Source organism: Rossellomorea pakistanensis (genome assembly GCF_016908495.1).
Taxonomy (GTDB): domain Bacteria; phylum Bacillota; class Bacilli; order Bacillales; family Bacillaceae_B; genus Rossellomorea; species Rossellomorea pakistanensis.
Map to the genome: position 1 here is coordinate 46,751 of NZ_JAFBDZ010000007.1, position 26,309 is coordinate 73,059.

At 38.2% G+C, this 26,309-nt stretch carries 24 protein-coding genes; 6 read left to right on the forward strand and 18 right to left on the reverse strand.

Annotated elements, in window-relative coordinates; all coding sequences use genetic code 11:
• Positions 1–409: 409 nt before the first annotated feature.
• Positions 410–991 (forward strand): YqaA family protein, encoded by a 582-nt coding sequence (locus JOC86_RS22550; protein WP_205175421.1) that lies wholly within the window; start codon positions 410–412, stop codon positions 989–991.
• A 111-nt stretch (positions 992–1,102) separates the two neighbouring features.
• Here the strand turns inward: JOC86_RS22550 and JOC86_RS22555 are convergent, their stop codons facing one another.
• Positions 1,103–1,387 carry a hypothetical protein gene (locus JOC86_RS22555; protein ID WP_239587793.1) on the reverse strand — a complete coding sequence of 95 codons (285 nt, stop codon included), beginning with the start codon at positions 1,385–1,387 and terminating at the stop codon, positions 1,103–1,105.
• 64 nt (positions 1,388–1,451) lie between these two features.
• Positions 1,452–1,601 carry an Lmo0850 family protein gene (locus JOC86_RS25105; RefSeq protein ID WP_338021808.1) on the reverse strand — a complete coding sequence of 50 codons (150 nt, stop codon included), beginning with the start codon at positions 1,599–1,601 and terminating at the stop codon, positions 1,452–1,454.
• Between the two features lie 232 nt (positions 1,602–1,833).
• Here JOC86_RS25105 and JOC86_RS22560 point away from each other — a divergent pair, with 232 nt between their 5' ends.
• Positions 1,834–2,343, forward strand: coding sequence for a hypothetical protein (locus JOC86_RS22560; RefSeq protein ID WP_205175423.1), 510 nt, complete (start codon positions 1,834–1,836; stop codon positions 2,341–2,343).
• A gap of 153 nt (positions 2,344–2,496) precedes the next feature.
• Positions 2,497–2,910 (forward strand): CBS domain-containing protein, encoded by a 414-nt coding sequence (locus JOC86_RS22565; protein WP_239587794.1) that lies wholly within the window; start codon positions 2,497–2,499, stop codon positions 2,908–2,910.
• A gap of 552 nt (positions 2,911–3,462) precedes the next feature.
• Here the strand turns inward: JOC86_RS22565 and JOC86_RS22570 are convergent.
• The 3 genes from JOC86_RS22570 to JOC86_RS22580 all read right to left on the reverse strand — a co-directional run bounded on the left by JOC86_RS22570 (position 3,463) and on the right by JOC86_RS22580 (position 6,539).
• Complete coding sequence (locus JOC86_RS22570) at positions 3,463–3,762, reverse strand: hypothetical protein (RefSeq protein ID WP_205175425.1); 300 nt, start codon at positions 3,760–3,762, stop codon at positions 3,463–3,465.
• A 291-nt stretch (positions 3,763–4,053) separates the two neighbouring features.
• Complete coding sequence (locus tag JOC86_RS22575; RefSeq protein ID WP_205175433.1) at positions 4,054–5,757, reverse strand: putative ABC transporter permease subunit; 1,704 nt, start codon at positions 5,755–5,757, stop codon at positions 4,054–4,056.
• A complete protein-coding gene (locus JOC86_RS22580; RefSeq protein ID WP_205175442.1) occupies positions 5,754–6,539 on the reverse strand; it encodes an ABC transporter ATP-binding protein in 786 nt (261 codons plus the stop codon). Before JOC86_RS22580 ends, JOC86_RS22575 begins: the two co-directional genes overlap by 4 nt.
• 219 nt (positions 6,540–6,758) lie before the next feature.
• Here JOC86_RS22580 and JOC86_RS22585 point away from each other — a divergent pair, with 219 nt between their 5' ends.
• On the forward strand, positions 6,759–7,961 hold the full coding sequence (locus JOC86_RS22585) for a DUF819 family protein (protein WP_205175444.1): 1,203 nt from the start codon (positions 6,759–6,761) through the stop codon (positions 7,959–7,961).
• A 275-nt stretch (positions 7,962–8,236) separates the two neighbouring features.
• Here JOC86_RS22585 and JOC86_RS22590 read toward each other — a convergent pair whose 3' ends face one another.
• The 5 genes from JOC86_RS22590 to JOC86_RS22610 form a co-directional block, all read right to left on the reverse strand.
• Positions 8,237–9,097, reverse strand: coding sequence for an AraC family transcriptional regulator (locus JOC86_RS22590; RefSeq protein ID WP_205175446.1), 861 nt, complete (start codon positions 9,095–9,097; stop codon positions 8,237–8,239).
• 256 nt (positions 9,098–9,353) lie between these two features.
• Positions 9,354–9,950 (reverse strand): GNAT family N-acetyltransferase, encoded by a 597-nt coding sequence (locus tag JOC86_RS22595; protein ID WP_239587795.1) that lies wholly within the window; start codon positions 9,948–9,950, stop codon positions 9,354–9,356.
• A gap of 128 nt (positions 9,951–10,078) precedes the next feature.
• Positions 10,079–11,182 carry an ABC transporter permease gene (locus JOC86_RS22600; RefSeq protein WP_205175448.1) on the reverse strand — a complete coding sequence of 368 codons (1,104 nt, stop codon included), beginning with the start codon at positions 11,180–11,182 and terminating at the stop codon, positions 10,079–10,081.
• On the reverse strand, positions 11,179–12,444 hold the full coding sequence (locus JOC86_RS22605) for an ABC transporter permease (protein ID WP_205175450.1): 1,266 nt from the start codon (positions 12,442–12,444) through the stop codon (positions 11,179–11,181). The genes JOC86_RS22600 and JOC86_RS22605 overlap by 4 nt, the downstream gene beginning before the upstream one ends.
• 12 nt (positions 12,445–12,456) lie before the next feature.
• Positions 12,457–13,389: an ABC transporter ATP-binding protein gene (locus JOC86_RS22610; protein ID WP_205175452.1), complete on the reverse strand. Its 933-nt coding sequence runs from the start codon at positions 13,387–13,389 to the stop codon at positions 12,457–12,459.
• Between the two features lie 960 nt (positions 13,390–14,349).
• On the opposite strand from JOC86_RS22610, the gene JOC86_RS22615 reads away from it, so the two are divergent.
• Positions 14,350–14,622 (forward strand): hypothetical protein, encoded by a 273-nt coding sequence (locus JOC86_RS22615; RefSeq protein WP_205175454.1) that lies wholly within the window; start codon positions 14,350–14,352, stop codon positions 14,620–14,622.
• Positions 14,623–14,803: 181 nt separating this feature from the next.
• On the opposite strand, the gene JOC86_RS22620 is transcribed toward JOC86_RS22615, so the two are convergent.
• The 5 genes from JOC86_RS22620 to JOC86_RS22640 form a co-directional block, all read right to left on the reverse strand.
• Positions 14,804–16,069, reverse strand: a complete 1,266-nt coding sequence (locus tag JOC86_RS22620) for a LysM peptidoglycan-binding domain-containing protein (RefSeq protein WP_205175456.1) — start codon at positions 16,067–16,069, stop codon at positions 14,804–14,806.
• A gap of 685 nt (positions 16,070–16,754) precedes the next feature.
• The gene (locus tag JOC86_RS22625) at positions 16,755–17,393 is read right to left on the reverse strand and encodes a response regulator transcription factor (protein ID WP_205175458.1); all 639 of its coding nucleotides are present in this window, start codon (positions 17,391–17,393) and stop codon (positions 16,755–16,757) included.
• Positions 17,371–18,489, reverse strand: a complete 1,119-nt coding sequence (locus JOC86_RS22630; RefSeq protein ID WP_239587796.1) for a sensor histidine kinase — start codon at positions 18,487–18,489, stop codon at positions 17,371–17,373. Before JOC86_RS22630 ends, JOC86_RS22625 begins: the two co-directional genes overlap by 23 nt.
• Before the next feature lie 74 nt (positions 18,490–18,563).
• The gene (locus JOC86_RS22635) at positions 18,564–19,130 is read right to left on the reverse strand and encodes a hypothetical protein (RefSeq protein WP_205175460.1); all 567 of its coding nucleotides are present in this window, start codon (positions 19,128–19,130) and stop codon (positions 18,564–18,566) included.
• A gap of 119 nt (positions 19,131–19,249) precedes the next feature.
• On the reverse strand, positions 19,250–20,632 hold the full coding sequence (locus JOC86_RS22640) for an L-cystine transporter (protein WP_205175462.1): 1,383 nt from the start codon (positions 20,630–20,632) through the stop codon (positions 19,250–19,252).
• Between the two features lie 178 nt (positions 20,633–20,810).
• Between JOC86_RS22640 and cls the strand changes: the two genes are divergently transcribed.
• The gene (gene cls, locus JOC86_RS22645) at positions 20,811–22,256 is read left to right on the forward strand and encodes a cardiolipin synthase (RefSeq protein WP_205175464.1); all 1,446 of its coding nucleotides are present in this window, start codon (positions 20,811–20,813) and stop codon (positions 22,254–22,256) included.
• Between the two features lie 77 nt (positions 22,257–22,333).
• Here cls and JOC86_RS22650 read toward each other — a convergent pair whose 3' ends face one another.
• From JOC86_RS22650 to JOC86_RS22660, 3 genes are all read right to left on the reverse strand, one after another.
• Positions 22,334–23,185, reverse strand: a complete 852-nt coding sequence (locus tag JOC86_RS22650; RefSeq protein ID WP_205175466.1) for an EcsC family protein — start codon at positions 23,183–23,185, stop codon at positions 22,334–22,336.
• 643 nt (positions 23,186–23,828) lie between these two features.
• Positions 23,829–24,614 (reverse strand): endonuclease/exonuclease/phosphatase family protein, encoded by a 786-nt coding sequence (locus tag JOC86_RS22655; protein ID WP_205175468.1) that lies wholly within the window; start codon positions 24,612–24,614, stop codon positions 23,829–23,831.
• Positions 24,615–24,618: 4 nt separating this feature from the next.
• Entirely contained in the window at positions 24,619–26,256 is a 1,638-nt protein-coding gene (locus JOC86_RS22660; RefSeq protein ID WP_205175470.1) for a PTS transporter subunit IIBC, read from the reverse strand.
• Positions 26,257–26,309 lie beyond the last annotated feature (53 nt).

Below are 26,309 nucleotides of genomic sequence, written 5' to 3' on the forward strand. Positions count from 1 at the left end.
TCTACGTGTATTCAGACTGCTCAATGCTTCTAAAATATATTTCCGACTTATCTCAGGTAGCAACAAACTTTTAGAAAACAGCCTATAAGAAAGAATAGGAGCTATCCAAACCAAAGTGTTAGGAACCAAAACTTCCATATTGAGAAGAACTCTCAGGACACCTTCTAAAGACAATAAAGTGGTTCCGGACCCCTTATGGGAAAGTCCCTTGCTTTTTGCGAAAATACAGTGTCGATATTTCCCGAGAAATGATCATTTATTAGTCGCATTATGTCTATCTAAATAGAAGTAAGTTACCTTCGGAAATATGTATTTCCCTTTAGCCATTATAGGTATTGGATGACGAATGACATTAGAAAATGCTATACTTCTAATGTTCTAATCTAAAATTAAAGGAGCCTACATAAATATGTCTGAAATGATCCATTCTCTTGAGGTTTGGTTATTAGAGTATGGGGTTTGGGGATTAATTTTGGTCTCATTTGCTGACTCATCTTTTTTTCCTATTCCACCGGATGTTCTACTTATTCCTTTGTCACTTGCTAACCCTAGTTCTGCTCTTCTTTATGCTTTTTACACAACTCTTGCATCTGTTCTAGGAGCAATATTTGGTTGGTTCATTGGAAGGAAAATTGGACGTCCAGTCCTGATCAAAATTTTCTCTGAAGAAAAGATTCTAAAGGTTGAAGAAGCTTTTAATAAATATGGACCGATGGCCATCTTAATTGCAGGCTTTACTCCAATTCCTTATAAAGTTTTTACAATCTTTGCAGGGGTATCAAATATTCCGTTAAGAATCTTAGTGATTTGGTCTATTATTGGACGGGGTCTTCGTTTTTTCTTAGAAGCGATTCTTATTATGACATTAGGTGCGAAAGCAAAGCCTTTCATTGAAGAAAACTTTACAATGGTTACGATTGTAGCAGGAGTCGTATTGATCGCGCTCTTTCTTATATATAAATTGCTTCAAAAGAGGAAGCAGGTTGTTTAACGGAAGCCCCTTGAGAATCTAATTCTCAAGGGGCTTTTATTTACCTCTTTTTTTTTTTACCTATATCACTTGGCAAAACAAAAAACACCTAACAAATGTTAGATGCCTTATTTATGCTGTATTTGAATCATCTTGAGGAGTAAGTTTGACCGTTTTATGAGCTAAAGATACTCGACCTTTTATATATTTTTGCGGATCGTAAGAAATATTTTCATGTTTAATCCTTTGAATCTCCATTTCAGCGAACATTCCTAAGGCTCTAGATACATTATCAAGCGCTAACTTCAGACTTTGAGGATCATGGTACAATTTCCGATTCATACAAAGGTATGACATTTCATCTGCTTTCTGCCGAATCTCTTTGAGAGTCTCAATGTCAAACATAGCATGATGCATTACACATCCCTCCCCTTCTAATTTATATATATCGTAAAATGAAAGGGATTATGCCTGTCCAGGCTTAAGAATCATGTGATAATGATTTTGGTATTGGTTGATAGGCTTTAAGGGATTGAATAAGTTCCGATCTAGATTTGGTCTTGGTGATATTGACTCCGACTTTCGAAAGTTTTGATACAATTTTTTTTAACCGATCATTTTCTCTCGTCACAAGTTACACCCTCTTTATAAATGTGTGGTTACCTAATAGTACGATTTTAGCCGAGAAAAGTTTCAGTGGATTTAAATTTTTTTTTTGTTTTTTTATAATACCACCAATTAATTATATTAATCTCATCTATTTTTGTAACATGAAGGAGCACTCGTACTTGCTTCTCTTTTTTATGCCATAAATCTTGTACACCTGAATATACATTAGATGACAAAGTATAGGAGGGGTATAAATGAGGAAGATCCTCTTTAGTATTATCATTGGAATGATCAGTTTGATTATTTTACCCAGTAGCTCTATAGCTATCACTAAAGACCCTATCCTTCAAAGCATTGATAGCCAGTTAACCGAAGGAAATCATTACTATCGAACCGACTCTGTAAAGCTTCTGGATTTTAAAGACTTGTATCTAGAAGTGTACTCAGCAGATGGAAAAACCACTACAACCGAAAAAATCAAAGTCCTCTTTATTCAATATCAAGAGACTCGAGATACGCTTTTCCACTTTGAAAAAGGAGATATTTTCTACTATAACCTCGATAAGGGTGTATTACTATCACCAGATATGGTGGGATCTAATGAGGAAATAAAGTCATTTATTGATAAACATGAAGAGAACATAAAAAAACATATTACAACAGGATCCTTTATCCTATTGTTTTCCCTAATCGTCCTTTGCGTATTCATCATCCCATTAGCTGCAGCAATCTTCCACCGCAATTACCCATCATCTAACACATAAAGCAAAAAACCTGACATCCCTCGACAAATATCGGGCCGTGCCTGGCACGCGTCGATATTTGTCGATTGCAGGTAATTTCTAACTTGTATATTTTTAGACATTCCTCTCATACTATGGTTGTACTGCCATATTTGAATGAGGAGGAATTTTTTCATGAGAGTACGTGATATCATGTCAACAAATGTTGAAGCTTGTTCTGGGCAGGATTCACTTCAAGCAGTAGCAAGCAAGATGAGTTCCCTGAATGTTGGATCTGTACCAGTTGTCGAGAATGGTCAAGTAGTCGGTATGGTTACAGACCGTGACTTGGTAACAAGAGGTTTAACGCAGAGTGCTCAAGGAAACATCTCGCAGGTTATGTCAAACAATGTTGTTACTATTTCTCCAGATGCATCTTCTGAAGAAGCTTCTGCTCTTATGTCCCAACACCAGGTCCGCCGTTTGCCTGTCGTTGAAAACGGACAACTTGTTGGAATGCTTGCTTTAGGTGATTTGGCAGTACAACAAAAATCGGATCAAAGTGCTGGAAGTGCACTAAGTCAGATCTCACAAAATCACCTTCACTAAACACAAAAGCGGAAGCGCCTCGAACAGCCCCGACAAGCATAAGACAAGACGCATAGAAAGGTGGGTTTTCCTTTCTATGTGGATTGGCTTATGACTCGAGGGGCTAGGCGCTGTAGCTGGACGGTTACAAAAGCGGAAGCGCCTCGATGGAAAAGATGAAGGGCTAAGGTCGCCACGTCCTGTGGCAATGCCTTTCTGAGCAATATCCTGTAGGCCTCCGACCAAGCGTAAGACAAGACGCCTGTGAAAGATAGTTTCTCTTTCCTAAGCAGATGGCCTTATGACTTGAGTGATCTGGCGTTTTAACTAAACGAAAGAAGGAGTTGACTCTAGGTCAGCTCCTTCTTTCGTCATTATTTTCATATAAAGGAAGGATTTTCTGTTTTCGTGTAGAAATTCAATAAGACATCCACATTAAGAGGAGGCGTCTTATGAGTAGTACTGCAAAGCATCACCGTCGTGAAGTTCGCAACTTTCGAAGAGATAATCAGAAACGCATGCTATTAGACAGTTTTATCGATTTCTTTTATATGATATTTGGAATTTCGATCATTACAGGTGTCCTTTTATTTGTGTTAAATTATTGGGTTTGGGTGTAGTTTTTGCATCCACTGCTGCTTGCACAATGTCGTTAACCAGTTCATGATCCTGAATAACAAACGGAAGCTCTTCAGGTTCTACCCATATGCGACAACCCGATTCATGCTCTCTTTTGAATTTATATTTTTTCAAAATATCCATTCGGTAAAAAAGCTGATAGCCTACCAATGGGTATTTCCCATGTGGATTAATTAAAGGATTATGTTCATGACTCACTTCTATAAAGCCTATAAAGGTTGATTTCCCCTTCACATATCCTTCCTCCCAGACCTATCTATGAAAGGCCTCTTTCACTTCTTCCCCTGCAACGCCATGTACGCTGGTGACCTTCCCTAATGGGGGTACTTACCTTTCCCATACCAGGTAAGATCTACTGGTCCACTATTCCACTCGACTCTTATCATAATCATAAAAAACACCCTTTTGGCTTTTTTATCTAGGCTGTTTTCGTAAAACATTGTTTTTATACGATAAGGATTTAGTTGATTTCCGCTCCAAACATCCTTTTTGAAAATAGCCTTTATCTATAAAAAGTAATAATAATCAGGACCGTTCAACAATCTCGATTAGTTTTCGTAACCCTTTAGATTGGATAAGTTTAGAACCATTATATAAACCAAAAGCTAGTGCTCCAAATGAAAAGAGAAGTAATACCACGATCCCTATAACCGTTACAAGAAGCGGTTGATCCCCTTTCCAGACGGCCACATTGTAAAGAAAGCTTATCGGTGTCGTTTTTAACATTTCAAGGTTGGATGCCATATTGGCCGGTACTGTAACACATGCCCAGATCATGACAGCAAAAATAAAGTAAATAAAAGAAACAACCATGATCACAAAAGAGGCAACCCCATTAATTCTCTCATTAACTTTGTTCGGATTATACCTGGCACCAGTTAATCCTATATATAGGCTAATTCCTGAAATCCCTAGTGACAATATTGCAATCGCAACAAGTCCGATCAAAAGGTAATGAATCTGCCAATGAAAGAGTATGGTCGCAATTCCTTCTAGTACTGCCACTAAGATAAAGACCAGAACCCAATTTGCTACTAGTTTAGATATCAAGATATCCAGAGGCTTGATCGGCAACGATTGCAGAAAGTCAACATTCTCTCCCTCCCTGCCAAAGGAACTAGACATCAACATACTATTTCCATAGGAAAACATAAAAAGGATACCCACTTGAGTGATAGCCCACGATAGATAGGGAGAAGTTAATGCTTGATTTGCCAACTCTTGGTTACTGGCCATAAAGACAAAAGGCACAATAATTAGGACAGCTAATGGGGCAATCGCCATCCACTCTCTAACATCTCTCTGAATCATTCTCCATTCCTTTATGATCAATATTTTACGTGGTTTGTACACTTTAAATTTATTTTTTGTATTAGAATTACGCTTCTTTTTTATGCTTTGCCCATGCAGCTTAGAGAAGCCTTTTCCCATTCCCATCTCTGTAAAGGACAGGGAGAGGATAAAGATAATGAAAGACAGGACAAAGAAGCCTATAGGAACAAGTATTAATAAAGGCAGCTGCTCTCCCGTTTTTGCGGCTAACATACTTTTCCCCAACCATACAAAAGGAAACCAATTTGGAAATGAAGGAATTCTTTCGAGTACATTGACCGAACTATGATCATAAGTGTTTAAAAGATTAGGTACTTGAAACATCATCACTAGAATAAAGGTCGTAACTCCTGACATCACTGTCATTAATTCCTTCGCACGTGACTTCGGGAGGATTTGGACTAGCCCTAAATTAATAAAGGCAGATAGAGTTAATCCAAGGAAAACCATACTTAAGCACATAAGAGGTCCGGCCCACAGCAAATGGAGGGAGGCACCGGAATAGTACAAAAAATAATACATTGACACAATACTAATGATAGCAATCAATGTAGGTCCTCCCACAAAGGAACGAATCAATTTCATTTGAAAAATGCTGCTCTTTTTAATAGGTAATGAGTTAAGAAAGCTTAAATCATCTGATGTAAATAAATGATTAAACATTTCTGGAATCCCAGTGATCATGGTCAAAAGAAGTACGATCATAAACAATAAAGTAAATAAATGGATCGTTATAGAATCAGGCCAAACAGGAGAAGTTTTCATAATGGTATTTATGATATAAATGCCAATCATTACACCGAGAAATGCAACAAATCCATATAGTAGCTTCCTTGTTTCTTTTAAGGTTTTCCACCGATTTCTTGTCAGCTGCCATTCGAGCTTTAATAAATTCATTTTCGATCCTCTCCCTTTAGAGCTTGAACTGCATGAATGACGTCTGTCCTTTCTCCTGTTAGCCTTAGGAAGATATCCTCTAACGAATCATCCGCTTTTTCCGCTTTGTTTCTGATTTCTTCCATCGTACCGGTCGTAATTAATCTTCCATCTTGTACGATAGCGACTGAGGTACACATTTGTTCAACGATTTCAAGAATGTGGGAGGATAGAAAAATCGTTTTCCCTTCTTTACTTAAGTTAGTGAGAATGTCTTTTAGTGTTCTTGTACTTTTCGGATCAAGGCCCACTGTCGGCTCATCTAAGATGATTATTTCGGGATCATGGATGAGTGCCCCGCACAATGTAATCTTTTGCTTCATGCCGTGTGAGTAATTTTCGATATAATCATCTGCTCTATGTTCTATTTCTAACAGTGATAAATAATGGTTTGCCTTTTCCTCAAATACTCCTTCATCAATATGAAAGACCGATGCCATAAACCGTAAAAACTCCCAGCCTGTTAACTTTCCATAAATATTAACTTTATCTGGGATATAGGCAATTTTCTTTTTGGCTTCTATAGGATTCTCTTGGACATTTATTCCTAATATGTACACATTCCCTTTTGTAGGCTCTTCCAGTCCTGTTAACATTTTAATCGTTGTCGTTTTCCCAGCCCCATTAGGCCCTAGAAACCCAAAGATTTCACCTTTTGAAATTTGTAAATTCATGCCTCTTACTGCATAAAAACCATTGTATTCCTTCGTGACATTTCCTAGCTTTATTGCATAGTCATTCAATCTAAATCCCCCTTGTAAATTTCTCTCTATCTACCATTGTAAATTATATGTTTTTTCAAAAAAAGTAATATATTAGAAATCCGAACGAAGCTGTTAAAAATAATCAAAACTATTATTTTAAGATAATTAATTTTTCCACTATTCCACCTTTTGAAAAATTGGTGGATTAAGCGTTTTCAATGATATGATAGAAAATAGAGAATGTTAAGGAGGTTTAATATGGTATTTTATAGTACACCGTTAATTCAAGATCCTATGGCGATCTTTGCTTACTTAGTCGCTGTAATAGGTCTTTTATTTGTCTTAGGGGAGTCGAAAAACCCTTTTCTACAAAAGTTCTTCCACTATGCTCCACCTTTGATTTGGACTTATTTCATTCCGATGCTTTCTACCACTTTGGGCATCATTCCAGCCGATTCAGCTCTTTATGATTTTGCGTCTACTTTTATTTTGCCTGTTGGTTTATTATTGCTTTTGTTATCAGCAAATGTGCCAGCAACACTGAAGCTAGGTCCAAAAGCCCTTATGATGTTTTTTGCCGGTACATTGGGGGTCATCATTGGGGGGCCGATTGCACTGGCGATTTTCCAGCCATTCCTTCCTGAGGAAGCTTGGACAGGAGTAGCAGCACTAGCTGGAAGCTGGATTGGTGGGAGTGCCAATATGGCAGCTTTAATTGAAGCTACTGGAACACCTGATCATATCCTATCTCCCATCATTGTTGTAGATACTGTTGTCGGCTACAGCTGGATGGGAATCATGATTTTCCTTGCTAGTTTTCAGCATAAATTCAACAAATGGAATAAAGCAGATAATTCGATTATTGAAAAAGTTAGTAAAGATATGGGAGATTTTCAACAAAAGAATGCTCGTCCTATCGAAGTTCCTCAATTAGCGGCGATTCTAGGTCTTGGTTTCGGAGTGGCCTATGTCATTCGCAGATTTTCAGAATTACTACCTGAAACGTCCGTTCTATCAGCGGGAACATGGACGATTATGATTATTTCTGCTGTTGGGATCCTTCTGTCCTTTACAAAAGTGAGTAAGCTTGAAAGCTATGGAGCAAGTAAAGTGGGATATGCTGGAATCTACATTCTTCTTGCTACAATCGGGGCAAAAGCCGACTTAGCTTACGTGGTGGATGCACCACAATATGTTCTACTCGGGATTGTCTGGTTATCAATTCATATTCTTGTTATTTTCACAGTTGCCCGTTTATTACGTGCGCCACTTTTCTTTGTTGCCGTTGGATCCCAAGGGAATATTGGCGGGACAAGCTCAGCGCCTGTTGTCGCTTCGGTCTTCCAGCCATCTCTTGCACCAGTTGGATTATTAATGGGGATATTGGGAAATGTCGTTGGAACCTATGCAGCCGTTGCCTGTGCTGCAATCGCCCAATGGGTAAGTTCGTTTTATTTTTAATCAGAAAGAGGATGACCCAATGCTAAAGGGTCTCCTCTTTTTTCGGTTTTGGTGCCTGTGTAAAGTGACAATAATGTTATATAATTTGGAGCCTCAAACTAAACATAACCCCGATCTATTTTTAAGACGGAGTAAAAATAAAAGGCACTGTTAGAGATAAGTATTGATTATGATCAATTTCAAAAAGACCAGTCAGATTTTTTCTAACTGGTCTAATAAAGATTTAACGGAATAACACTTCTGTAAATATAATAATCATCCAAGTTTATCGCTAACTATTTTTCCTCTACTGGCATCCAAATTTCGCTATATACATTTTCCGAAGTACCATTGTGCTGTGTAAAAGAAATTCCAGGTATATCTGCTACTTTATAATCTGAAGAAGGCAACCATTCAGAATAAATTTTAGCGGTAGTTTCTTGAAGCGTAACAGGAAAGGGTCCTTGATTAGGGAAAATTGCCCATAAACTTTCTTCAATAGAAAGTTGTTCTAAATCATCGAATGCATTTTCTTTTGTAGTTGCAAAACCAATCATATGAGTCAAACTTCCTTTTTCTTCCAAGAAATCGTCATCAAAATCATAAGATACATTCAAGACTTGATGAGGATATAAATCAGCTAATTGATGCATTTCATTTCTTTGTTGTTCGGTAATTGACTGAGCTAGTTCTATGATAGCATTATTTTCACCTTCGAATTGAATTGGCACTCTTTTAGATACACCTACTATATTAAACTTCTCTTTCTTTTCAATTTTGAATTCCATTGAAATTCCTCCTTTTATATCTATAAAGAATGAAAATTTGGGAAATGATTTTTGAATTTTGTTTTTTGTTACTTCTGAAGGTAAAAAACCACTCCATTCACGGAAGGCTCTTGAAAATCCTTCTATAGATTGATACCCATATTTATAGGCAATATCTGTCACTTTTGCTCCGTTAATTAATTCAACATTTGCAACTGATAATCTCCTATTTTTGATATACTCATACAATGACATTCCAGCCATGAACGAAAACATTCTTTTAAAATGATAATCAGATAGTCCTACAATTTTGGATATATCTTTTCCAGAGATTTCTTCCGTCAAATGTGATTCAATATAGTCCATTAAATGATTGAATTCTTGTAACATTCATTTCCCTCCTTTATAAATACATATTATCGGTAAAATTTATTTTTCACTCGATATTTTATATACGGAATTTATCGGAATTTGTCTTTCATGATTATTATAGGCACTTTAACAATCATTTCTTAACATTCTATATTAGCCATCTATGACGATAAATAGCTATTAAACGTACTCAACTTGGTCTTAAACAAAATATCATTATTGGTATCAGAGGCTTTATTCATTAGCACATCCACTGCAATAGATACCATTCCATTTATATACTACTTGGTTTTACATAGTTCATATATACACGAAAATTAACACCACTTCTTTTGCTGTGTTTTTCTTTCATTCGTGTAAATTCTTTAAAACCAAGTTTTTCATATAGTTTTACTGCATTTGTATTTGTATCGGCAACTTCTAAAATATATTCATTATATTGCTGTAAAGAAAATAAATGGTTTATAATAGCTGTCGCAGCTCCTTTTCCCCTAAATTTAGAAGCTGTCGCAATAAATTCAACAGAAGCTATTTTATCTCCAGTTTTTATCGGAGGTTTTTGAAATTCAGGTTTTAAAAAAATGTAAGCAAGTGTGCCTTTGTAAAATCCTAAATGTTTTCTCAATTCCTTTTTGTTCAGATAAACGGTAGAACGTTCACCATTGAGACAGGCTGCTATACCAGCAATTCCATCATCTATGATCGCAACATAAAAAAAATCAGCAACAAACATATGCTCCAGTGCTTCTACTAGTTTGGTATTATCTTTTGTAAAATAATTTAGGTGCTCTCCAAAGCCGTCAACAAAAATCTCACTTATCTTCCTTTGTGCGCTGTCCCCTAATTCACTTGCTCGTTTAATTTCTATCATTATTAACCGCCCTCTTTGTAATGAATATTTATCTACCCTCGACCTTAATTACAATGATTCAATTCTCTCGTTGAAAGAACATGAATTGTGGTTTTCAAATCTTTATTGCCATGACAACCGGGTCTTCTTTATGTTCCCCTTCGTTCCATAAGGTTAATGCCTATTCCCATCATGAGGACGCCCATGAGGAGGAGGATGCTGATCGGGAAGAGGACCGTGCTGATGGATTGTCCGTAGACTGTAACACCTTTAAGTAATTCTATTCCATATGTGATGGGAACAACCTTTGAAAGTCCTAGTAATATATCTGAAGAAACGATTTCTAGTGGCCAATAGGCACCGCCAATCATCGCCATACTTACAGCCACCAGTGGAATCACTGCGTTAAACTGTTGAACCGTTTTAACCAAACCTGTTATTAACATTGAGAGGGCAACAATAGCAAACACATATGGCACCAATACAATGAGCGTCTTTGAAAATCCTCCATAAAAATGAACATCCGATATATACCTGAATACGAGAAAGACTAGCAATATTTGAACATAACCTAGAATGAAGCTATATACTAAATTAGCAGCATACATTTGCCATTTCTTTAGCGGGGATAAGATCATCCGATCCCACACTCTCCATTGCTTCTCTTCTAAAATATGAAGAACAGTAAAAGCGATCGTATAAATAACAAAGAACAGTGTAAAGCCGAACAACCCCTGTAGTTTACGATCGAAGATAACGGTTCCCTCTCCCCTGAAATTTTCCTTCTCTATTGTGAATAAAGGGTCTTTAGAGTCCTTCATGATTGTTTCTATTTCCTGTCTTTGTTTATCAGTATCAGCGACTGCCATAACGGATTTTACCTGATTCGTTTTTTGATAGATACTCCCAATAAATTGCTCAACAAGTTTTATATTTTCTGATTCAGAAGCAATAATCAGCTGATATCGATCGTCCATGAGGTAAACACCTACTTCTCTCTTTCCTTCCGATACCAGCTCGTTAACCTCGGCTTTCTCCATATATTCGAAAATATAAGCATCTGATTCCTCTAATGACATAACAATAGGGTGATCTTTCCCATTAGGTAAATCAGAATATACAGGAACAGTCACTTGACCAATATTACCTTGGCTTGTAAAAAGCGCAAACAGAACACAGAAAAGAGACATGAAAATAAATGTCCAAGGTTTACGGATAAATAATCGGAACTTCGCAAGTAGGATCCCGTTCATACCTCTCCCCCCTTTCTCGGAAAAATAAAGCTAGCCATCACCATTAAGGCGGCACCAAAAGCAAGCAACCAATATAAATTTGAAGCCACATCGGCTAATGGATAGCCTTGAAAGATTTTCAAATAAGCCATTAATCCATTACCATTAGGAATCGCTTCTCCCACTCGCTGCATCGTTTCCGATAGGTCTCCGATTGGAAAAAAACTTCCTCCTAAGAACGCCAACACCGTAACCAAAATGGATGAGTAAATTCCAGAGAAGCCCTCTGACTTAGCTCGGTAATTTAGCGATGTAAGAAGTGCTGCGATCCCACCGACAGCAAAGCTAAGACAAAGAGTAACGATGAAAAAGGAAAATAAATCTGGCCAATGTACTCCATAAACAAGCGCTGTTACTCCATATAAAAGACAGAGCTGAAGAAACGACAGTATAATAGAAGAGGTAACAACACTAGAAAAGTAGACGGCTTTTGAAACATTTGCTAGAATCAATCGATCAAATACATGCCAAGCCTTTTCCCGATAGGCAAATGAGCCAATACTTGAAGCTACATAAAGAACAAACATAACACTCATTCCTACCGTATAATAAACGATGGAGCCAATTGGTTCACGACTAGAAACAGAAGTAACCTCCCCTTCTACCGTATCGCCTATCTCTACTTCACCCAAATCCACCCCTGCTTGACCCAGCCTTGTCATTGTCGTTAATTGACTCTGAAATTCTATCAAGACATCTTCTACTACGTTTGAACTCAAGCTCTTCCCTTCATTCACAGTTAATGTAAGTGAAGGAACTTCATCACCTTTGAGATATATAGATTCTAATAATGTATAAGAAAAGTGCTTAGGAACCTCAATAATCGCTGTATAGTCATCATTTTTCTTCACCTCCTCTAGTTGGTCGGGGGAAATAGATTCTAGAGAAAAGAACGATTTCATTTCATCACTTCCAAAGATTTCATCTCTTAATACCTTAATAGGTTGAATATCCTCTGCTCCCTTTAATAGCTCAACTTTTGCAGCTTCTGGAATGGATCTACTTTCAACTTCTTTTTTTAAAATCTCAAAGTCCTGCTCTGATGAACCATGCTCTACAAACGCGACTTTTGCCTCTATTTTTGGTGTTTCACTTTGCATTACCCCACCTAAAGCAATGCCCAGTATTGAAATTAATACAAGAGGCATCCCCAATAAGATTAGAAGTTCATGTGGGTTTCGTATAAAAAGAAGTAATTGCTTTTTGATTAGATGCCAATACATCTGATCTCCTCCTTAATCCCTTAATGCTCTTCCCGTGAGATGTAGAAATACATCTTCCAAAGAAGGAGTCTTGATTTCAACAGACAAAGGTTTTGCATCTGTTTCCTCTGCATACTGAAAAATCTTATGAAAGAGATTTACTTCTCTTGGAACGACGATCGTAATCGACTTATCTTCAAAGGTAATATGAGCCACAGATGGATCTTCTCTTAAACGTGAAATTAATGCTTTATTCATTTTTTCCAATTTAATTTCAATCGTATTTTCAGCTGATAAAATTTTCTTAATCTCATCCTTTGTTCCAGATGCAATAATATTTCCTTTATCCATGATGTAAATCCGATTACAAAGGTATTCGACCTCTTCCATATAATGACTCGTATAGAGGATGGTCATATCGCGTTCCTCATTTAATCGTTTGACCGTTTCTAATATGTGATTCCTTGACTGAGGATCGATTCCAACTGTCGGTTCATCCATAATGATTAATTCTGGATCATGAAGAAGAGCTACCCCAATATTCAATCTTCTTTTCATCCCTCCAGAAAAATGTTTAACAAGATCTTTTTTTCGATCTTCTAATCCAATTTGGTGGAGGATTTCTTCTGTCTTCTTTTTAAGCTGACTTCCAGACAAACGATGAATTCTCCCGAAGAACTCTAGATTTTCTTTTGCAGATAAATCGTTATATAGAGCGATTTCTTGTGGAACCACTCCTAATCGACTTCGAAGTTCACCCGGTTTCTTTAAGATACTTTGATTAAACAAACGTACATCTCCATGTGTTGGAGCAATCAAAGAAGAAATCATGGAAATTGCGGTTGATTTTCCCGCTCCATTCGGTCCTAACAACCCAACGGTTTCACCTTTCTCTAAATACATATTAATGTTATCCACTGCTTTTGTTTTCTTATAATGCTTTGAAAGCTCTACTACCTCTAACATTCCTTCCGCCTCCTTATCCACTACTATTATTGTAAGCAGAAGTGACTTCATCCCCCACTATCTCGCGTCACTAATAAAAGAAGATTCACGTGACTTAAGTCATATTTTTTTCAAAACTGGTGCCTTGAACTGCTTTCTTTATGTCTTAGAAAAGTACCTGGAAGGCTTTATGTCATGGTGGGGTGACACAGTATTAAGGAAATGGGTTTTATATTTGGCTATGGAGTATATCCGGCTCATTATTTGGGAGGTTTCAACATTAAGTAAAGCTTGGGAATCTCCTTTGATATCGTCAATTATGCTTTTTCAGATTTTTTCATACCCATTCAAGCTCATTAGCTCATCTTTATTCTGTAAGATTTCAACCTCGAGAACGTGCGAGGATAGTTTTTACGAAGAATTTTTGTCTGTAACTGTTATTTTTCTAAAAATATAGTTGAAGAACAAAACTCCGGTGGTGAAATCCCATTATCTGGGTATTGAAAACCCGAATTTGATTAAGGTCTAAGAAAAAGGGTGTTCATCTATGCGATGAGTGCCCATATTGGAGCAAGTTATAAGAAAAAGAGCATTCAACTATGCGATGAGTGCCCTTTTTGGAGCGAGTTATAAGAAAAAGGGCATTCATCTATGCGATGAGTGCCCTTATTGGAGCGAGTTATAAGAAAAAGGGCGTTCATCTATGCGATGAGTGCCCTTTTTGGAGCGAGTTATAAGAAAAAGGGCATTCATCAGAGTTATGAGTGCCCTTATTGGAGCGAGTTGTAAGAAAAAGGGCGTTCATCTATGCGATGAGTGCCCTTTTTGGAGCAAGTTATAAGAAAAAGGGCGTTCATCTATGCGATGAGTGCCCTTATTGGAGCAAGTTATAAGAAAAAGAGCATTCATCTATGCGATGAGTGCCCTTATTGGAGCAAGTTATAAGAAAAAGGGCATTCATCTATGCGATGAGTGCCCATATTGGAGCAAGTTATAAGAAAAAGGGCATTCATCTATGCGATGAGTGCCCTTTTTGGAGCGAGTTATAAGAAAAAGGGCGTTCATCTATGCGATGAGAGCACAAAATTAGGTCGATACACAGGAAAGAGGTTGTTCATCAGAGTAACGACCGCCCAAATTTGGTCAGGAACATTAAATTTGACCCAATTTAGTAATCCAGATGCAAGGAATGACTTATTTATTTGTCCGACTTCGACAATGATTTGTCCGTTAGGATCTATAATTTGTCCATAATGACCATTATTTTGTCCGAAATCAAAATATATTGACCATTCGACAAATTTCGGTATCTTTCAACACCTATCGTTGTCGACAAGCTCGCTGGATTTTAAAGGTTATTTTCGAAGTTATCAAACGTAATAAAGCCTTATTTCTATTAAGAAATAAGGCTTTTTTAGGCTTAGACTTATTATTCCTACTTTACCACCATAATATTTTTTCTTACAAAAGCCCAATTCTGAGGGAAACGAAAGCGGAGCCGCCAATAGGTGGTTCCTAGCAAATTGTATACATCCATCAATTCATATTTTGCCTTCACACTCTTCACATCCTCGAACCAAACCGCATGTTGGAGGGAATTACTCGTATAGCGGTAATGAGGTGCTTGCGCCTGAGAATCAAATTGAATCCGCACACCATTTGAGATTGCACGATTTTGAGCGGGAAGGGCCGGTAGCATGGTCGCTATTCTATTTGGAGTCTGGGGATGGATCCAGTCATATCCGTAAAGGGCCATCGCCATCATTAGTTTTCGACGATTGACCAAGCCTGTGGCATACCTTAGTACCTGTTCAACCCACCAAACAGGAGCAATCGGGTCTGGTGGACCAACAGCATAACCATAATCAATTGTCATAACAGCCATAATATCTACCACTTGACCGATTCCCCTATAATCAAGAAAACCTGTTAGTCGATTTGTTGGGTCATCACTTGATTTTGCATGAACATTTATTTGTAATATACGATTACCGAGCTCCGTTTTTAATTCACGCAAAAATGAAGTAAAGTCATTGCGTCTTGCAGGAGGTACAAACTCAAAGTCAATGCTCACCCCTGCATAGCCTTTGTTACGGACTGCAGTGCCGATATTCTTAATCAGTGTCCGGCGAACAGACGTGTTTAATCCTTCATCCGCTAACTGTGTGCTGAATGTACCGTTTTCATAATTACTGACAACCATTAGTGGCCGGATGTTGAACTGTCTACATGCTGTTAGAATTTCCTCATCAGTTACTTCTATTAAAGTTCCTGTACGATTAAAAGAGTAAGTGAATACCGCAAGATACGTAATACTACTAGAAACCTCTCTTAAGATTTCAAGATAAGGAGAAGGATCAAATGCATCGATAAAAACAAGTGACTGCATTCGATATTTTTGCCAAGTTGGAATGCGGAGTCGCTGTCCAACTGCCAAAACATTGGGGTTAATTGTTGGGTTTGCGCTGATGATAGCCTGAATAGTGGTACTAAACTGTTGGGAAATCCGCCAAAGCGAATCTCCTGCCTTAACCTGATAATATCTTTCAGGCGGTGTTTGATCGGGGATATACATGTTCAGCCCAGGAATAAGAGCACTAGAAGTTAGACCATTCACTTGCATTAATATGGATTGTGGAACCCCTGAAAAGGTTGATATTTTCCATAATGTATCACCGGGTTGTACTGTATAAATTGCCATAAGAATCCCCCATTTAAGAAAAGACCTTTATTATTATACTTATTTACCAATGGCTACGGTGATGATGGAATTATTTTAGCTTTACGTAATCTTAGAGTGAGCAAACGGTGGAAGTTGTCGAATTTTGAAGAGTAATCGATAGAAGGTGTAAAGTTGAAAATGAAACACTCAATTTTGAAAATGAAAACCAGAAACTTGAAAATAAAATGCATAAAGTTGAAAATGAACTTTTATTTAAGCTTTAATCAGCTAATTTATAATAAAAAACCTTCTCAATTATAAGCACATTTTCATGAGGCACAAATCATTTATCAAAAAAGGGTAACATTCATTTAAGTTCACGACATTCTTTTCACGAATTATGTAAAACTTGTATTGAGTTTTTGGATTTCTTTTGTGTCTGTTAAATTGTCAGTATCGATTATTGCCAAGAAATCTTTATATCTATGAAAGTAAAGAGTAAAACTATAAAGTCTAGAATAATTCAGTTCAAGAACTTACTATAGTCCGGGGATTCAGTCGCCTTCCATGATATATCGATCGCTTCCTCTATTTTATCGATCGTATTCGCTTATATATCGGCATTTCGACAATTAACGACATATTCCCGCCCACTGCATTCGGTGATACAAATCAAAAAAGCAGCCAATTACCGTCCAATTATTGTTACTTTAATTTTTCCCCCTTAAACCACATCATTCTTTATAGCATAAATGGCTAGCTGTGTACGATCTCTTAAATGTAACTTCTGTAGAATTTGTGTAAGGTGATTTTTCACTGTCCCAACAGAGAGATGGAGTCTTTGGGAGACCTCTTTGTTCGTTAGCCCTTCCCCTACAAGCTTTATAACAGCCAATTCTCTTGATGTGAGCATCTTTATCTCTTTACTTGAAGGAGGCTTTGATTTTTCGAGTAGTCTTGGCATCACTTTTGCGGCCACCTCTTCATGAATGGACATCCCTCCATTCATACAACTTACCACTGCAGATAGCAGCTTATCACGATCTGATGTCTTTAGAAGAAAACCACTTGCTCCGAGCTTTAATGCTTCGAGGGCATATTCGTCATCATTAAATGTAGTGAGAATTAACACTTTAGTCGCGGACCATCTCTGTTTTATTTCCCTTGTTGCTTCTATTCCGTTTAATTCTGGCATACGAATATCCATCACAACAAGATCAATGAGGTGACTCTCCATAAATTGAAGAGCTTCCTTTCCATTAGTTGCTTCTCCAAGGACGTTCATTCGTTCATCTTGTTCTAACATTAGCTTCAATCCTTGTCTTACGATATCTTGATCTTCAACTAATAAAATGTTCCACATGATTACTCTCCCCCTTCACTGGAAGCGATCCCTCAATGATGAATTCTTGATCTGCTTGATAGATATGTAGTTTTCCGCCTATTTCTTCCATTCGCTCTGTCATGCTTTGAAGTCCGAATCCTTTTTCAAATTCAAAAGTTCTATGGATTTTATTTGCCACCCTAAATTCTAACCCTCCAAGAGCATCTCGCCCTAATAATACTTTCACCTGGCGAGATCCCGAGTGGCGCATCGCATTGGTGAGTCCCTCTTGAATGACCCGATACAGAACCACACTTTGTTGATTTGATATCGCAAGAGAAAGCACTCCTTGCTGAGTGGTTAACTGGACCATAATATGACTCTCTGATTCTAGTTTACGAATAAGCTGGAGCAGAGATCCCAATCCTTCCATCTCATCTGTCTTCAAAGCTTGCACGGCTGTTCTTGTTTCTTCTAAACTACTTTGAGCAAGCTGACGGAGTTCCTTCCATTCAACCTCTTGATATCGGTGGGAAAGAATTTCAATGTTCATTAAGAGTCCTGTTAGCTTATGACCAACAGAGTCATGAATATCTCTTGCAATTCTTGTTCTCTCTTCTACCCTTACTGCTTTCTCTGCTTCATATTGAATTCGCTTAAGCTTGCGATACTCTCCTAATAATTGCTCGTATACTTCCTTTTGATCGAGTTTTTCCCGGAAGAGTTGATTAATGAAGAAAGACAGGATAAGGACAAAAATGGATAGGATAACAGGGAGCGTTTGAATTCCGATAAGATACCAACCGACTGCCATTTCTACTGCTACAATAAATAGAAATCGGACATAATTAGTTTTAGGAAGCATAAAGGCAGCTTCAATCGATAAGTAGAGAAGGATCCCTAAGCAATAGGGAGAAAGCTCGACCCCCAACATGGCAAACCCAATAAAAGAAAGTAGGATGAATAATATATGAGGTTTCTGATAGATTGGTAGAAAAAAGTATAAAGCCAACGAAATGGTACCCGCAGTGATGATTGTGATCAGGGTCGAAGGTGAAGGATAGCTCTCAATAACATAGCCTCCCCAAAGGAAACAAAAAATAAGAATTCTTATAAAGTATAGCCCCATTTCCATCCCACTCTCTCTTTATTACTTTGAAATTACTAAAATAAACCAAAATCGTCAATAGAGGGTTAAAGGGATAAGGACTAGTTGGTTGAAATATAAATGGTTAACGCTGCAATCATTACACCTAATACCAAACCTATAATGATACTATAAAGCATTATTTGTTTCGTATAACCCTTTAGCTCTTCATCACTTTTTCTATCTATTTTTCTTTGTTCAATGACTAGTCCAATATTAAGTATCATGAGCATAAATAAGTACAAACCAATAAAATAAAGAGGGTTAATACTATGTATAAAAGGCTCGTTCCCTGGTACCAACAGCCATTGGAAGAAAAATAGCAAAGCCATTATGCTTTGAAAAACAACAAGCATCTTCATCCTTGCTTTTGCTTCTGCCCCAAGCTTTTCATGCTCATATTCTATAAGTTTTTTCATTTTTTTTGAAAACACCGTCACGAGTGGTGTACCATTTTTCGCTGCAGCGATAGACTGCATTAAAAAAATGACGACAATGCCTAGTAAAAAAGTTTTTCTCGAAGCCTCCCAATAGACGGCGAGTAAAAACAGCACAAATCCCACGGCCATTAAGCTATTCATTAATAGAAACTGATGTTTTCTTAGTTGTAAAAGCTCATTTTTCCCCACTTGTCTCACCTCTTACTTTTCATTACGGATGAGTGCGGAAAAAGTTTCAGAAGGTGATTAGGAAGTGCTGGGAACCACTTTTATCAAGTAGTGGTTCCCAGCACTTTTCAGTATTATTTTTACGCCTCGGCCTCTTGAACCCCATCATAGGTTTTAGTATCCAATTCACCCGTAGCCTTACTTGTAATCACTCCTGAAGTCATGGCACCACTTACGTTTACAGCCGTCCGTCCCATATCAATTAACGGTTCTACCGAGATAAGGAGACCTGCTAGGGCAACTGGAAGGTTCATGGTTGAGAGAACTAGAATCGCCGCAAAGGTTGCTCCTCCTCCAACTCCTGCGACGCCAAATGAACTAATCGCAACAACGGCTATTAAGGTAAAAATGAAAGACGGCGTCAATGGGTCAATTCCAACTGTCGGAGCAATCATGACAGCAAGCATCGCAGGATAGACTCCTGCACACCCATTCTGACCGATCGATAGCCCAAATGATCCCGAAAAGTTTGCTATTCCCTCTGAAACTCCAAGATGCTTAGTTTGGGTATTAATGTTAAGTGGAAGTGTTCCGGCACTGGACCTTGAAGTAAATGCAAACGTCAATACCGGGAACACTTTTCTCATATAGGTTAATGGATTCAGCCCTGCAAGTGTTAGCATGATTAAATGGACAACAAACATAATAATGAGCGCAACATACGAAGCTACAACAAATTCACCCAGATTCATGATGGCATCAAAATCACTCGTTGCAACGGTTTTGGACATAATGGCCAACACCCCATAAGGAGTTAACCGAAGAACAACCGTCACGATTCTCATGACGACAGCATAAATGGAATCGATGATTTTTTTGAAAAATTCAGCGGCTTCAGGCTCTTTTCTTTGTACTCCCAAATAAGCCACTCCAATAAAGGCCGCGAATATGACAACGGCTATCGTCGATGTTGCCCTTTGACCAGTAAAATCTAAGAATGGATTTGCTGGTAATAGTTCAAGAATCTTCTGGGGATAGCTCTGTCCTTCAAGTGCTCCTGACCGTTCCTCTAATTGTTCTCCTCTAGCGGTCTCTGCATCTCCCTGTTCAATTTGAATCGCTTCTAAATCAAAGCCAACCGTCGTTGCAATTCCAATAGCTGCTGCGACCGCTGTCGTTCCTACAAGTAATCCAATGATTAACACCGATATCCTTCCGAGATTGTGAGATCGTTTTAATTTTGTAAAAGCCGAGAGAATAGAAATAAACACAAGTGGCATAACAATCATTTGAAGGAGCTTTATATAACCAGACCCGACAAGGTTATACCATTCAATCGATTGTGTTAAATTTTCATCCGTCGCCTCATACACCCACTGTAATCCGAGGCCGAACAGAATCCCTAATCCTAAAGCGGTAAATACCCGTTTCGAAAAGGATACATTTTTTCTTTGCAAATAGTATAAAACACCAATAAGAACAAGAAACGCCACAATGTTTAAAATGACATACCAAATATTCATATTTTCCCTCCTCTTTCTGTTTTCTTCGCTGTAAAAAGGGCTATCAGGCTGAGGCCTAGTGTATTCTATGATGAAAAATGAAAAGATATGTTTTTACGTATTTTTTTTACAATTCCTATGAAGCTCGGATATACTAGTAGCTATATTGAAAGAGAATGTAAAGAGAGGTATGACAAAAATGGACATCCTTTCATGGTTATTAGGAGCCCTGCTTGTATTAAACGTTACACTTGCAACGGTTGTAATCTTTTTAGAAAGAAAAGATGCGAGTGCCACATGGGCTTGGTTGATGGTGTTACTATTCATTCCGGTAGTTGGTTTCATCTTGTATTTATTTTTTGGGCAAAACTTGAGTCGACGGCGACTGTTTCAATGGGAAGGCATAAAAAAAATCGGTATTGAAGAAATGATCTCCAAGCAGATCATGGACCTTAAGCTGAATTCGTTTCTGTTCCGTGATCAAATCACTGAAAAATATAAAGATCTCATCTATATGCATCTGATCAATAACGATGCTGTATTGACACAGGATAATGATGTAAAAATCTATACACATGGTGAAGATAAGTTTAGTGCTCTTTTATCGGATATTGAATCAGCCAAGGATCATATTCATCTGCAATATTATATTTTGCGGAAGGATGAGCTTGGTAAAAGGCTTTTACAAAAGCTCATTTTAAAAGCTAAAGAAGGGGTAGAAGTTCGAGTTTTGTACGATGAAATGGGATCAAGGGGAGTTAGGAAGAAATTTTTTCGAGACCTCATTCAAGCTGGAGGGAGGGTTGAGATTTTCTTTCCCGCTCGCATCCCATTTATTAACCTCCGAATGAATTATCGTAATCACCGTAAGCTTGTGATTATTGATGGAAAAGTAGGATATGTTGGAGGGTTTAATGTTGGGGATGAATACTTAGGATTGAATCCGAAATTTGGCTATTGGCGAGATACCCATCTACGAATTATGGGAAGTGCGGTTCAGGCAATGCAGACACGATTCATACTAGATTGGAATCAAGCTTCTTCTCATGACATCGAGTTTGATTCAAACTATTTCCCCAAGCACTCTTTTGATGGAGCAGCCGGGGTGCAAATCGTGACGAGCGGCCCCGATTCTGAATGGGAGCAAATAAAAAACGGATATATAAAAATGATTTCATCCGCTGAGAAAAGTATCTTTATCCAGACCCCCTATTTTATACCGGATGCCAGTCTACTTGATGCATTAAGAATTGCAGCTCTATCGGGTGTAGACGTGCGGTTGATGATTCCGAATAAGCCCGATCACCTTTTTGTGTATTGGGCAACATATTCCTATGTAGGGGAGCTCCTGAAGGCAGGAGCCAAAGTATATATTTATGAAAATGGATTTATTCATGCTAAAACCCTTGTCGTCGATTCAGAGGTATCAACTGTAGGGACAGCTAATATTGATGTTCGCAGCTTCCGTCTTAATTTTGAAGTGAATGCGTTCATTTATAATGACAAGCAATCGAAGCAGCTTACTGAGATCTTCCAACGGGATATGAAGCTTTCCACTCCGCTTACCCTGGAAGACTACCAAAAACGGCCGCTCAAAATCCAATTCAAAGAAGCTGTATCAAGATTGCTCTCCCCCATACTATAAGGTGCCAGGTACAAAACCGCGGTTTTGTACCTGGCACCCACCCATTCAAATGGAACCATCGACCTTTTCATCCATCATTAACTTTTCTCCGGCTCCATTTCCTCTCCTGAATCTACGGTCTCCAATTTCTCCAGTCTCTCGATAACCCTTCTTTTCTTATAGAGCATTCTTCCTGTTTCCCCAATGTCATTGATCATTGATTTATTGATGAGTGAACCAAAGATCATCCCTGCTATCGGGATCATTTGAAATAGTTTCTTCCACCCGAAATTGTCACGATAACTCATCATCACTTCTCTCCACCCCTGGAGTTGGGATAGAGTTTCTTCTTTCTTAACGGCTCCGGTTGATGTATAAGCCGAAAGCTCCTTAAGAATCGATTGCTTCCCAACTATATCAGACGAAACAAACTGCAGACATTTAACGATGAAAATTCTCTCCTGTTTATCGTTCGGGTCATATCCATAGCTCATGGCTATTTCTTGAAGTGTCTTTAGAGAGATTCCAAGAATTAATGGGATATCAATCGTCAATGTGAAGATTCCACCAATCCCTGTTGTTGCTCCTTGCGTCATCGCAATCCTTTTCCTTGAAGTAGCGATATTTTCACTTATCTCATCCATAACGCTTATCGGCATTTCAGATATCAGGGATAAATCTACTTCCTCTTCCCCCGTTTTCTTAGTAAACCGTTTAAACATTTCTTTTTCACTAATCAAATAACGCCCACCTGAGTGAATATAGCTACCTAATTCATCAAGAGCTACCCCAAGCTTATTATGAACGATTTGAGGAGTGATTCGGTCAAGAAGCTTGAACGGCAGACGTCCCAGCTTCTCCCAAAACCACAATCCATTTTGATCCTTTTCCCATTTATGTATGATTTCTAGTTCACCAAGTAATTCACTTTTGGATTCATGACTATTCAAATCCGCTTCATCCCTTCGTAACTAATCGTCCCTTCATTATAGCAAATCGTCTCTGTCCCCACCCGTATTTTGTCGAAACCTCGTTACAACCTTTCCCTATCGCCAATAATGTCCTTGACACGATTATTGGGAGAATGAACTCAGGGAAAATGGATTCTTAAGAAGGATTTACCTAATGGAGAATATACTATTCATGCAGAAATAGAGACGAAGGATGGTTTTAAAGTAACTACGAGTAAGCAGACTGTTCAAGTTACACAATTTCCGGAAACACAATAGTGCCATAATGAAAAGAGCAGCCTCCTTTTTGGGGATGCTCCTTTTCATTATCGTTCGTTTCGATAACTATTCATTCCATTTTCTGTTGTTCAAGCTCAAACAATAGAGGATCCACGACTATAGAATTAGTGAAGTAAATGGAAATGCACAACTTTTTGATTTTGTGCACGAGAGTGACGAGTTATTGCACAAGAATCGAATTTTATGCACTAAAACTCTGAGTAAATGCATGAGATTCCAAATTTATGCATATGTTAAAATTTTGAAGCTCCAGCATGGTTTCAATCCGTTACCAGATCGATTTTTTCCTGCTTAACACGGTTAGCAATATCATTAACAATAAAAAAGCAGCACAATGCCCGCTTCACCATTCTATTTCAACACCATAATGGTCGGAAACAACAGGTTCGTTCTCACCATTAAAAATAACAAATGAATGTCCAACTTTTAAACTTTGATTGGTTAAAATCAAATCAATTCGAAGTGCTTGTTTATTTTCATCCCAACCAGCGATATCTCCTTCGACCGTGATCCCTTTATCCTTCACCTCCGCTAGTTGATAAGTGTCATATAATTCTTTTCCTATTAAGTAATCATAGCCTTCATCACAGATAGAAGCATTGTTATTAAAATCACCCATGAGAAAAGCCGGTTTACTTAGGTCGATTAGTGAAAGTAAGGCATCTACTTGAGATCGAAAAGGCTCCTCATCATCCTTCCACCAGCCAAGGTGGCAAGAGTAAAATGAAAGCTCATTTCCAAAATAGGAAATCGTCACGCCGATCACTTTTCTTGTTTTCCAATAACTCGTATCACTGCTCCGTGAAACAAAGAAGGATTGTGTATCAACAATGGGATGCTTCGTTAATAGCGCGACCCCTTCTTCATAAACATCATAGCCGATGTGGGCAAAATCCCACACCAGCTCATAGTCCTCAACACCTAACCGTTTGAGTTCATCCAATAGGATTAGACAATAGTTGTCTTCCCTCAATGGATCTTTGACAATCGGTCTCTCCATTAATTGGCTGACTTCTTGTAAAGCAATGACATCATAATTTTTCTTAGCAATCACACTAGCTAAAGTCTTTATTTTGTCCATCTGATTGTCTTCCTGCCAGGAATGGCAATTTAACGTTAATAGCTTCATCGATTTACGCTCCGAGCAAATCTTGAATATCAGATTTCAGGACATCCGCTTTCGGACCATAGATGGCTTGAACACCTTTATCCTTCATGACTAGACCTAGCGCACCATTCTTCTTCCACTCTTGTTCAGTCGCAACGATAGTAGTGTCTTTTACTGTTACACGCAATCGAGTCATACAAGCATCAACGTCTTCAATGTTTTCTCTGCCACCCAACAAATCAATAAGTACCGGCGCTAGTGAATTTTCGCTAACCTTACCACTACTTTGAGAACCCGCTTCTTCTTCAATATAGTTCCCATTACGCCCTGGTGTCGGGAAATTAAATCTCTTAATCAAGAAATTCGCCACTCCAAAGTTCAATCCAAAGAATACTAGACAGGCGATGAAGAAATTAACAAGATCTAACCAAAGACCAGCCTTCACAATCATGGGAGTACGAGTTAATAGCTCGATAAAACCGAATGAGTGAACTCGAATATCGATAATATCCACTATTGCAAATGCTAACCCCGTCATGATGGCATACACTACATATAGTAATGGAGCAGCAAACATGAACATGAACTCGATAGGTTCTGTCACCCCTGTTAAAAATACGGCTATTCCCGCTGAAAAAAACATCGATTTGTATTTTGAACGTTTCTCTTTATCAACATTACGATACATGGCATAAGCAATCCCAATTAATGCTGCTGTTGATAAAATCATTTGACCAACTTTGAAACGGGCTGGAGTAACATCATTTAATAGCTGTTTATAGCTTTCCGTGTCACCAGCACTCAAGAAATTATTTAAGTCCGCAATCCACGCAAGCCATAAAGGATCCTGCCCGGCAACTGCTGAACCAGCTCCAGATCCTGTTAAGATCGTATACGTTCCGCCTAACTCTGTATAATTCATTGGGACCGTTAACATATGGTGTAATCCAAATGGTAGCAATAAACGCTCTAACGCTCCGAAGATAAAAGGAGCAATAACTGGTGCTGAATTGCGTGAGGTTGCAATCCATTGACCAAAATCATTTAATAGTCCTTGAATAAACGGCCATACAATCGATAACAGAACAGCCGTTACTACAGCCCCACCGATTACCACGAATGGGACAAAACGTTTCCCATTAAAGAACGATAAGGCGTCTGGTAATTTATCAAAATTATAATTTTTATTAAATAGGTTCGCTCCAAGGAAACCAGAGATGATCCCGACAAACACACCCATATTTAAAGCCGGTGCCCCTAGTATAGAAGTAAAGTAATCAGCTACAACAAGCTCTTGTCCGAATAAGGAATGGATGGTAGTTCCAGGCTCAGCAAGCATGTCCCCATTCACTCCAAAAATGGCCCCCGTCATTCTATTAATTAGAATAAAAGCGATCAGTGCTGCAAAGGCACCTCCAGCACGTTCCTTAGCCCAGGAACCACCTATCGCCACTGCAAATAAAATATGAAGATTGGTAATCACTCCCCAGCCAATATCCTCCATTACACGCGCAATCGTTTGCACTATTGTGATTTCTCCCCCTACCATCGCCACAAGCTTTCCTAATGAGATCATGATCCCGGCAGCAGGCATGACAGCTACAACGACAAGCAAGGCTTTCCCGAACTTCTGCCAAAAATCGAACGAAAATAATTTCTTCATCTCATTTTCCCTCCTTAATGTATGGGTTTTCAAAAATTTAAAAAAATATATTT

Coding starts and splice junctions, on each gene's coding strand:
- JOC86_RS22565 (WP_239587794.1), top strand. CDS start 2,497: ATGAGAGTACGTGATATCATGTCAACAAATGTTGAAGCTTGTTCTGGG.
- JOC86_RS22655 (WP_205175468.1), bottom strand. CDS start 24,614: ATGAAGCTATTAACGTTAAATTGCCATTCCTGGCAGGAAGACAATCAG.
- JOC86_RS22600 (WP_205175448.1), bottom strand. CDS start 11,182: ATGAACGGGATCCTACTTGCGAAGTTCCGATTATTTATCCGTAAACCT.
- JOC86_RS22575 (WP_205175433.1), bottom strand. CDS start 5,757: ATGAATTTATTAAAGCTCGAATGGCAGCTGACAAGAAATCGGTGGAAA.
- JOC86_RS22620 (WP_205175456.1), bottom strand. CDS start 16,069: ATGGCAATTTATACAGTACAACCCGGTGATACATTATGGAAAATATCA.
- JOC86_RS22605 (WP_205175450.1), bottom strand. CDS start 12,444: ATGTATTGGCATCTAATCAAAAAGCAATTACTTCTTTTTATACGAAAC.
- JOC86_RS22560 (WP_205175423.1), top strand. CDS start 1,834: ATGAGGAAGATCCTCTTTAGTATTATCATTGGAATGATCAGTTTGATT.
- JOC86_RS22590 (WP_205175446.1), bottom strand. CDS start 9,097: ATGTTACAAGAATTCAATCATTTAATGGACTATATTGAATCACATTTG.
- cls (WP_205175464.1), top strand. CDS start 20,811: ATGGACATCCTTTCATGGTTATTAGGAGCCCTGCTTGTATTAAACGTT.
- JOC86_RS22610 (WP_205175452.1), bottom strand. CDS start 13,389: ATGTTAGAGGTAGTAGAGCTTTCAAAGCATTATAAGAAAACAAAAGCA.
- JOC86_RS22630 (WP_239587796.1), bottom strand. CDS start 18,489: ATGGAAATGGGGCTATACTTTATAAGAATTCTTATTTTTTGTTTCCTT.
- JOC86_RS22555 (WP_239587793.1), bottom strand. CDS start 1,387: ATGCATCATGCTATGTTTGACATTGAGACTCTCAAAGAGATTCGGCAG.
- JOC86_RS22595 (WP_239587795.1), bottom strand. CDS start 9,950: ATGATAGAAATTAAACGAGCAAGTGAATTAGGGGACAGCGCACAAAGG.
- JOC86_RS22625 (WP_205175458.1), bottom strand. CDS start 17,393: ATGTGGAACATTTTATTAGTTGAAGATCAAGATATCGTAAGACAAGGA.
- JOC86_RS22640 (WP_205175462.1), bottom strand. CDS start 20,632: ATGAATATTTGGTATGTCATTTTAAACATTGTGGCGTTTCTTGTTCTT.
- JOC86_RS22660 (WP_205175470.1), bottom strand. CDS start 26,256: ATGAAGAAATTATTTTCGTTCGATTTTTGGCAGAAGTTCGGGAAAGCC.
- JOC86_RS22585 (WP_205175444.1), top strand. CDS start 6,759: ATGGTATTTTATAGTACACCGTTAATTCAAGATCCTATGGCGATCTTT.
- JOC86_RS22550 (WP_205175421.1), top strand. CDS start 410: ATGTCTGAAATGATCCATTCTCTTGAGGTTTGGTTATTAGAGTATGGG.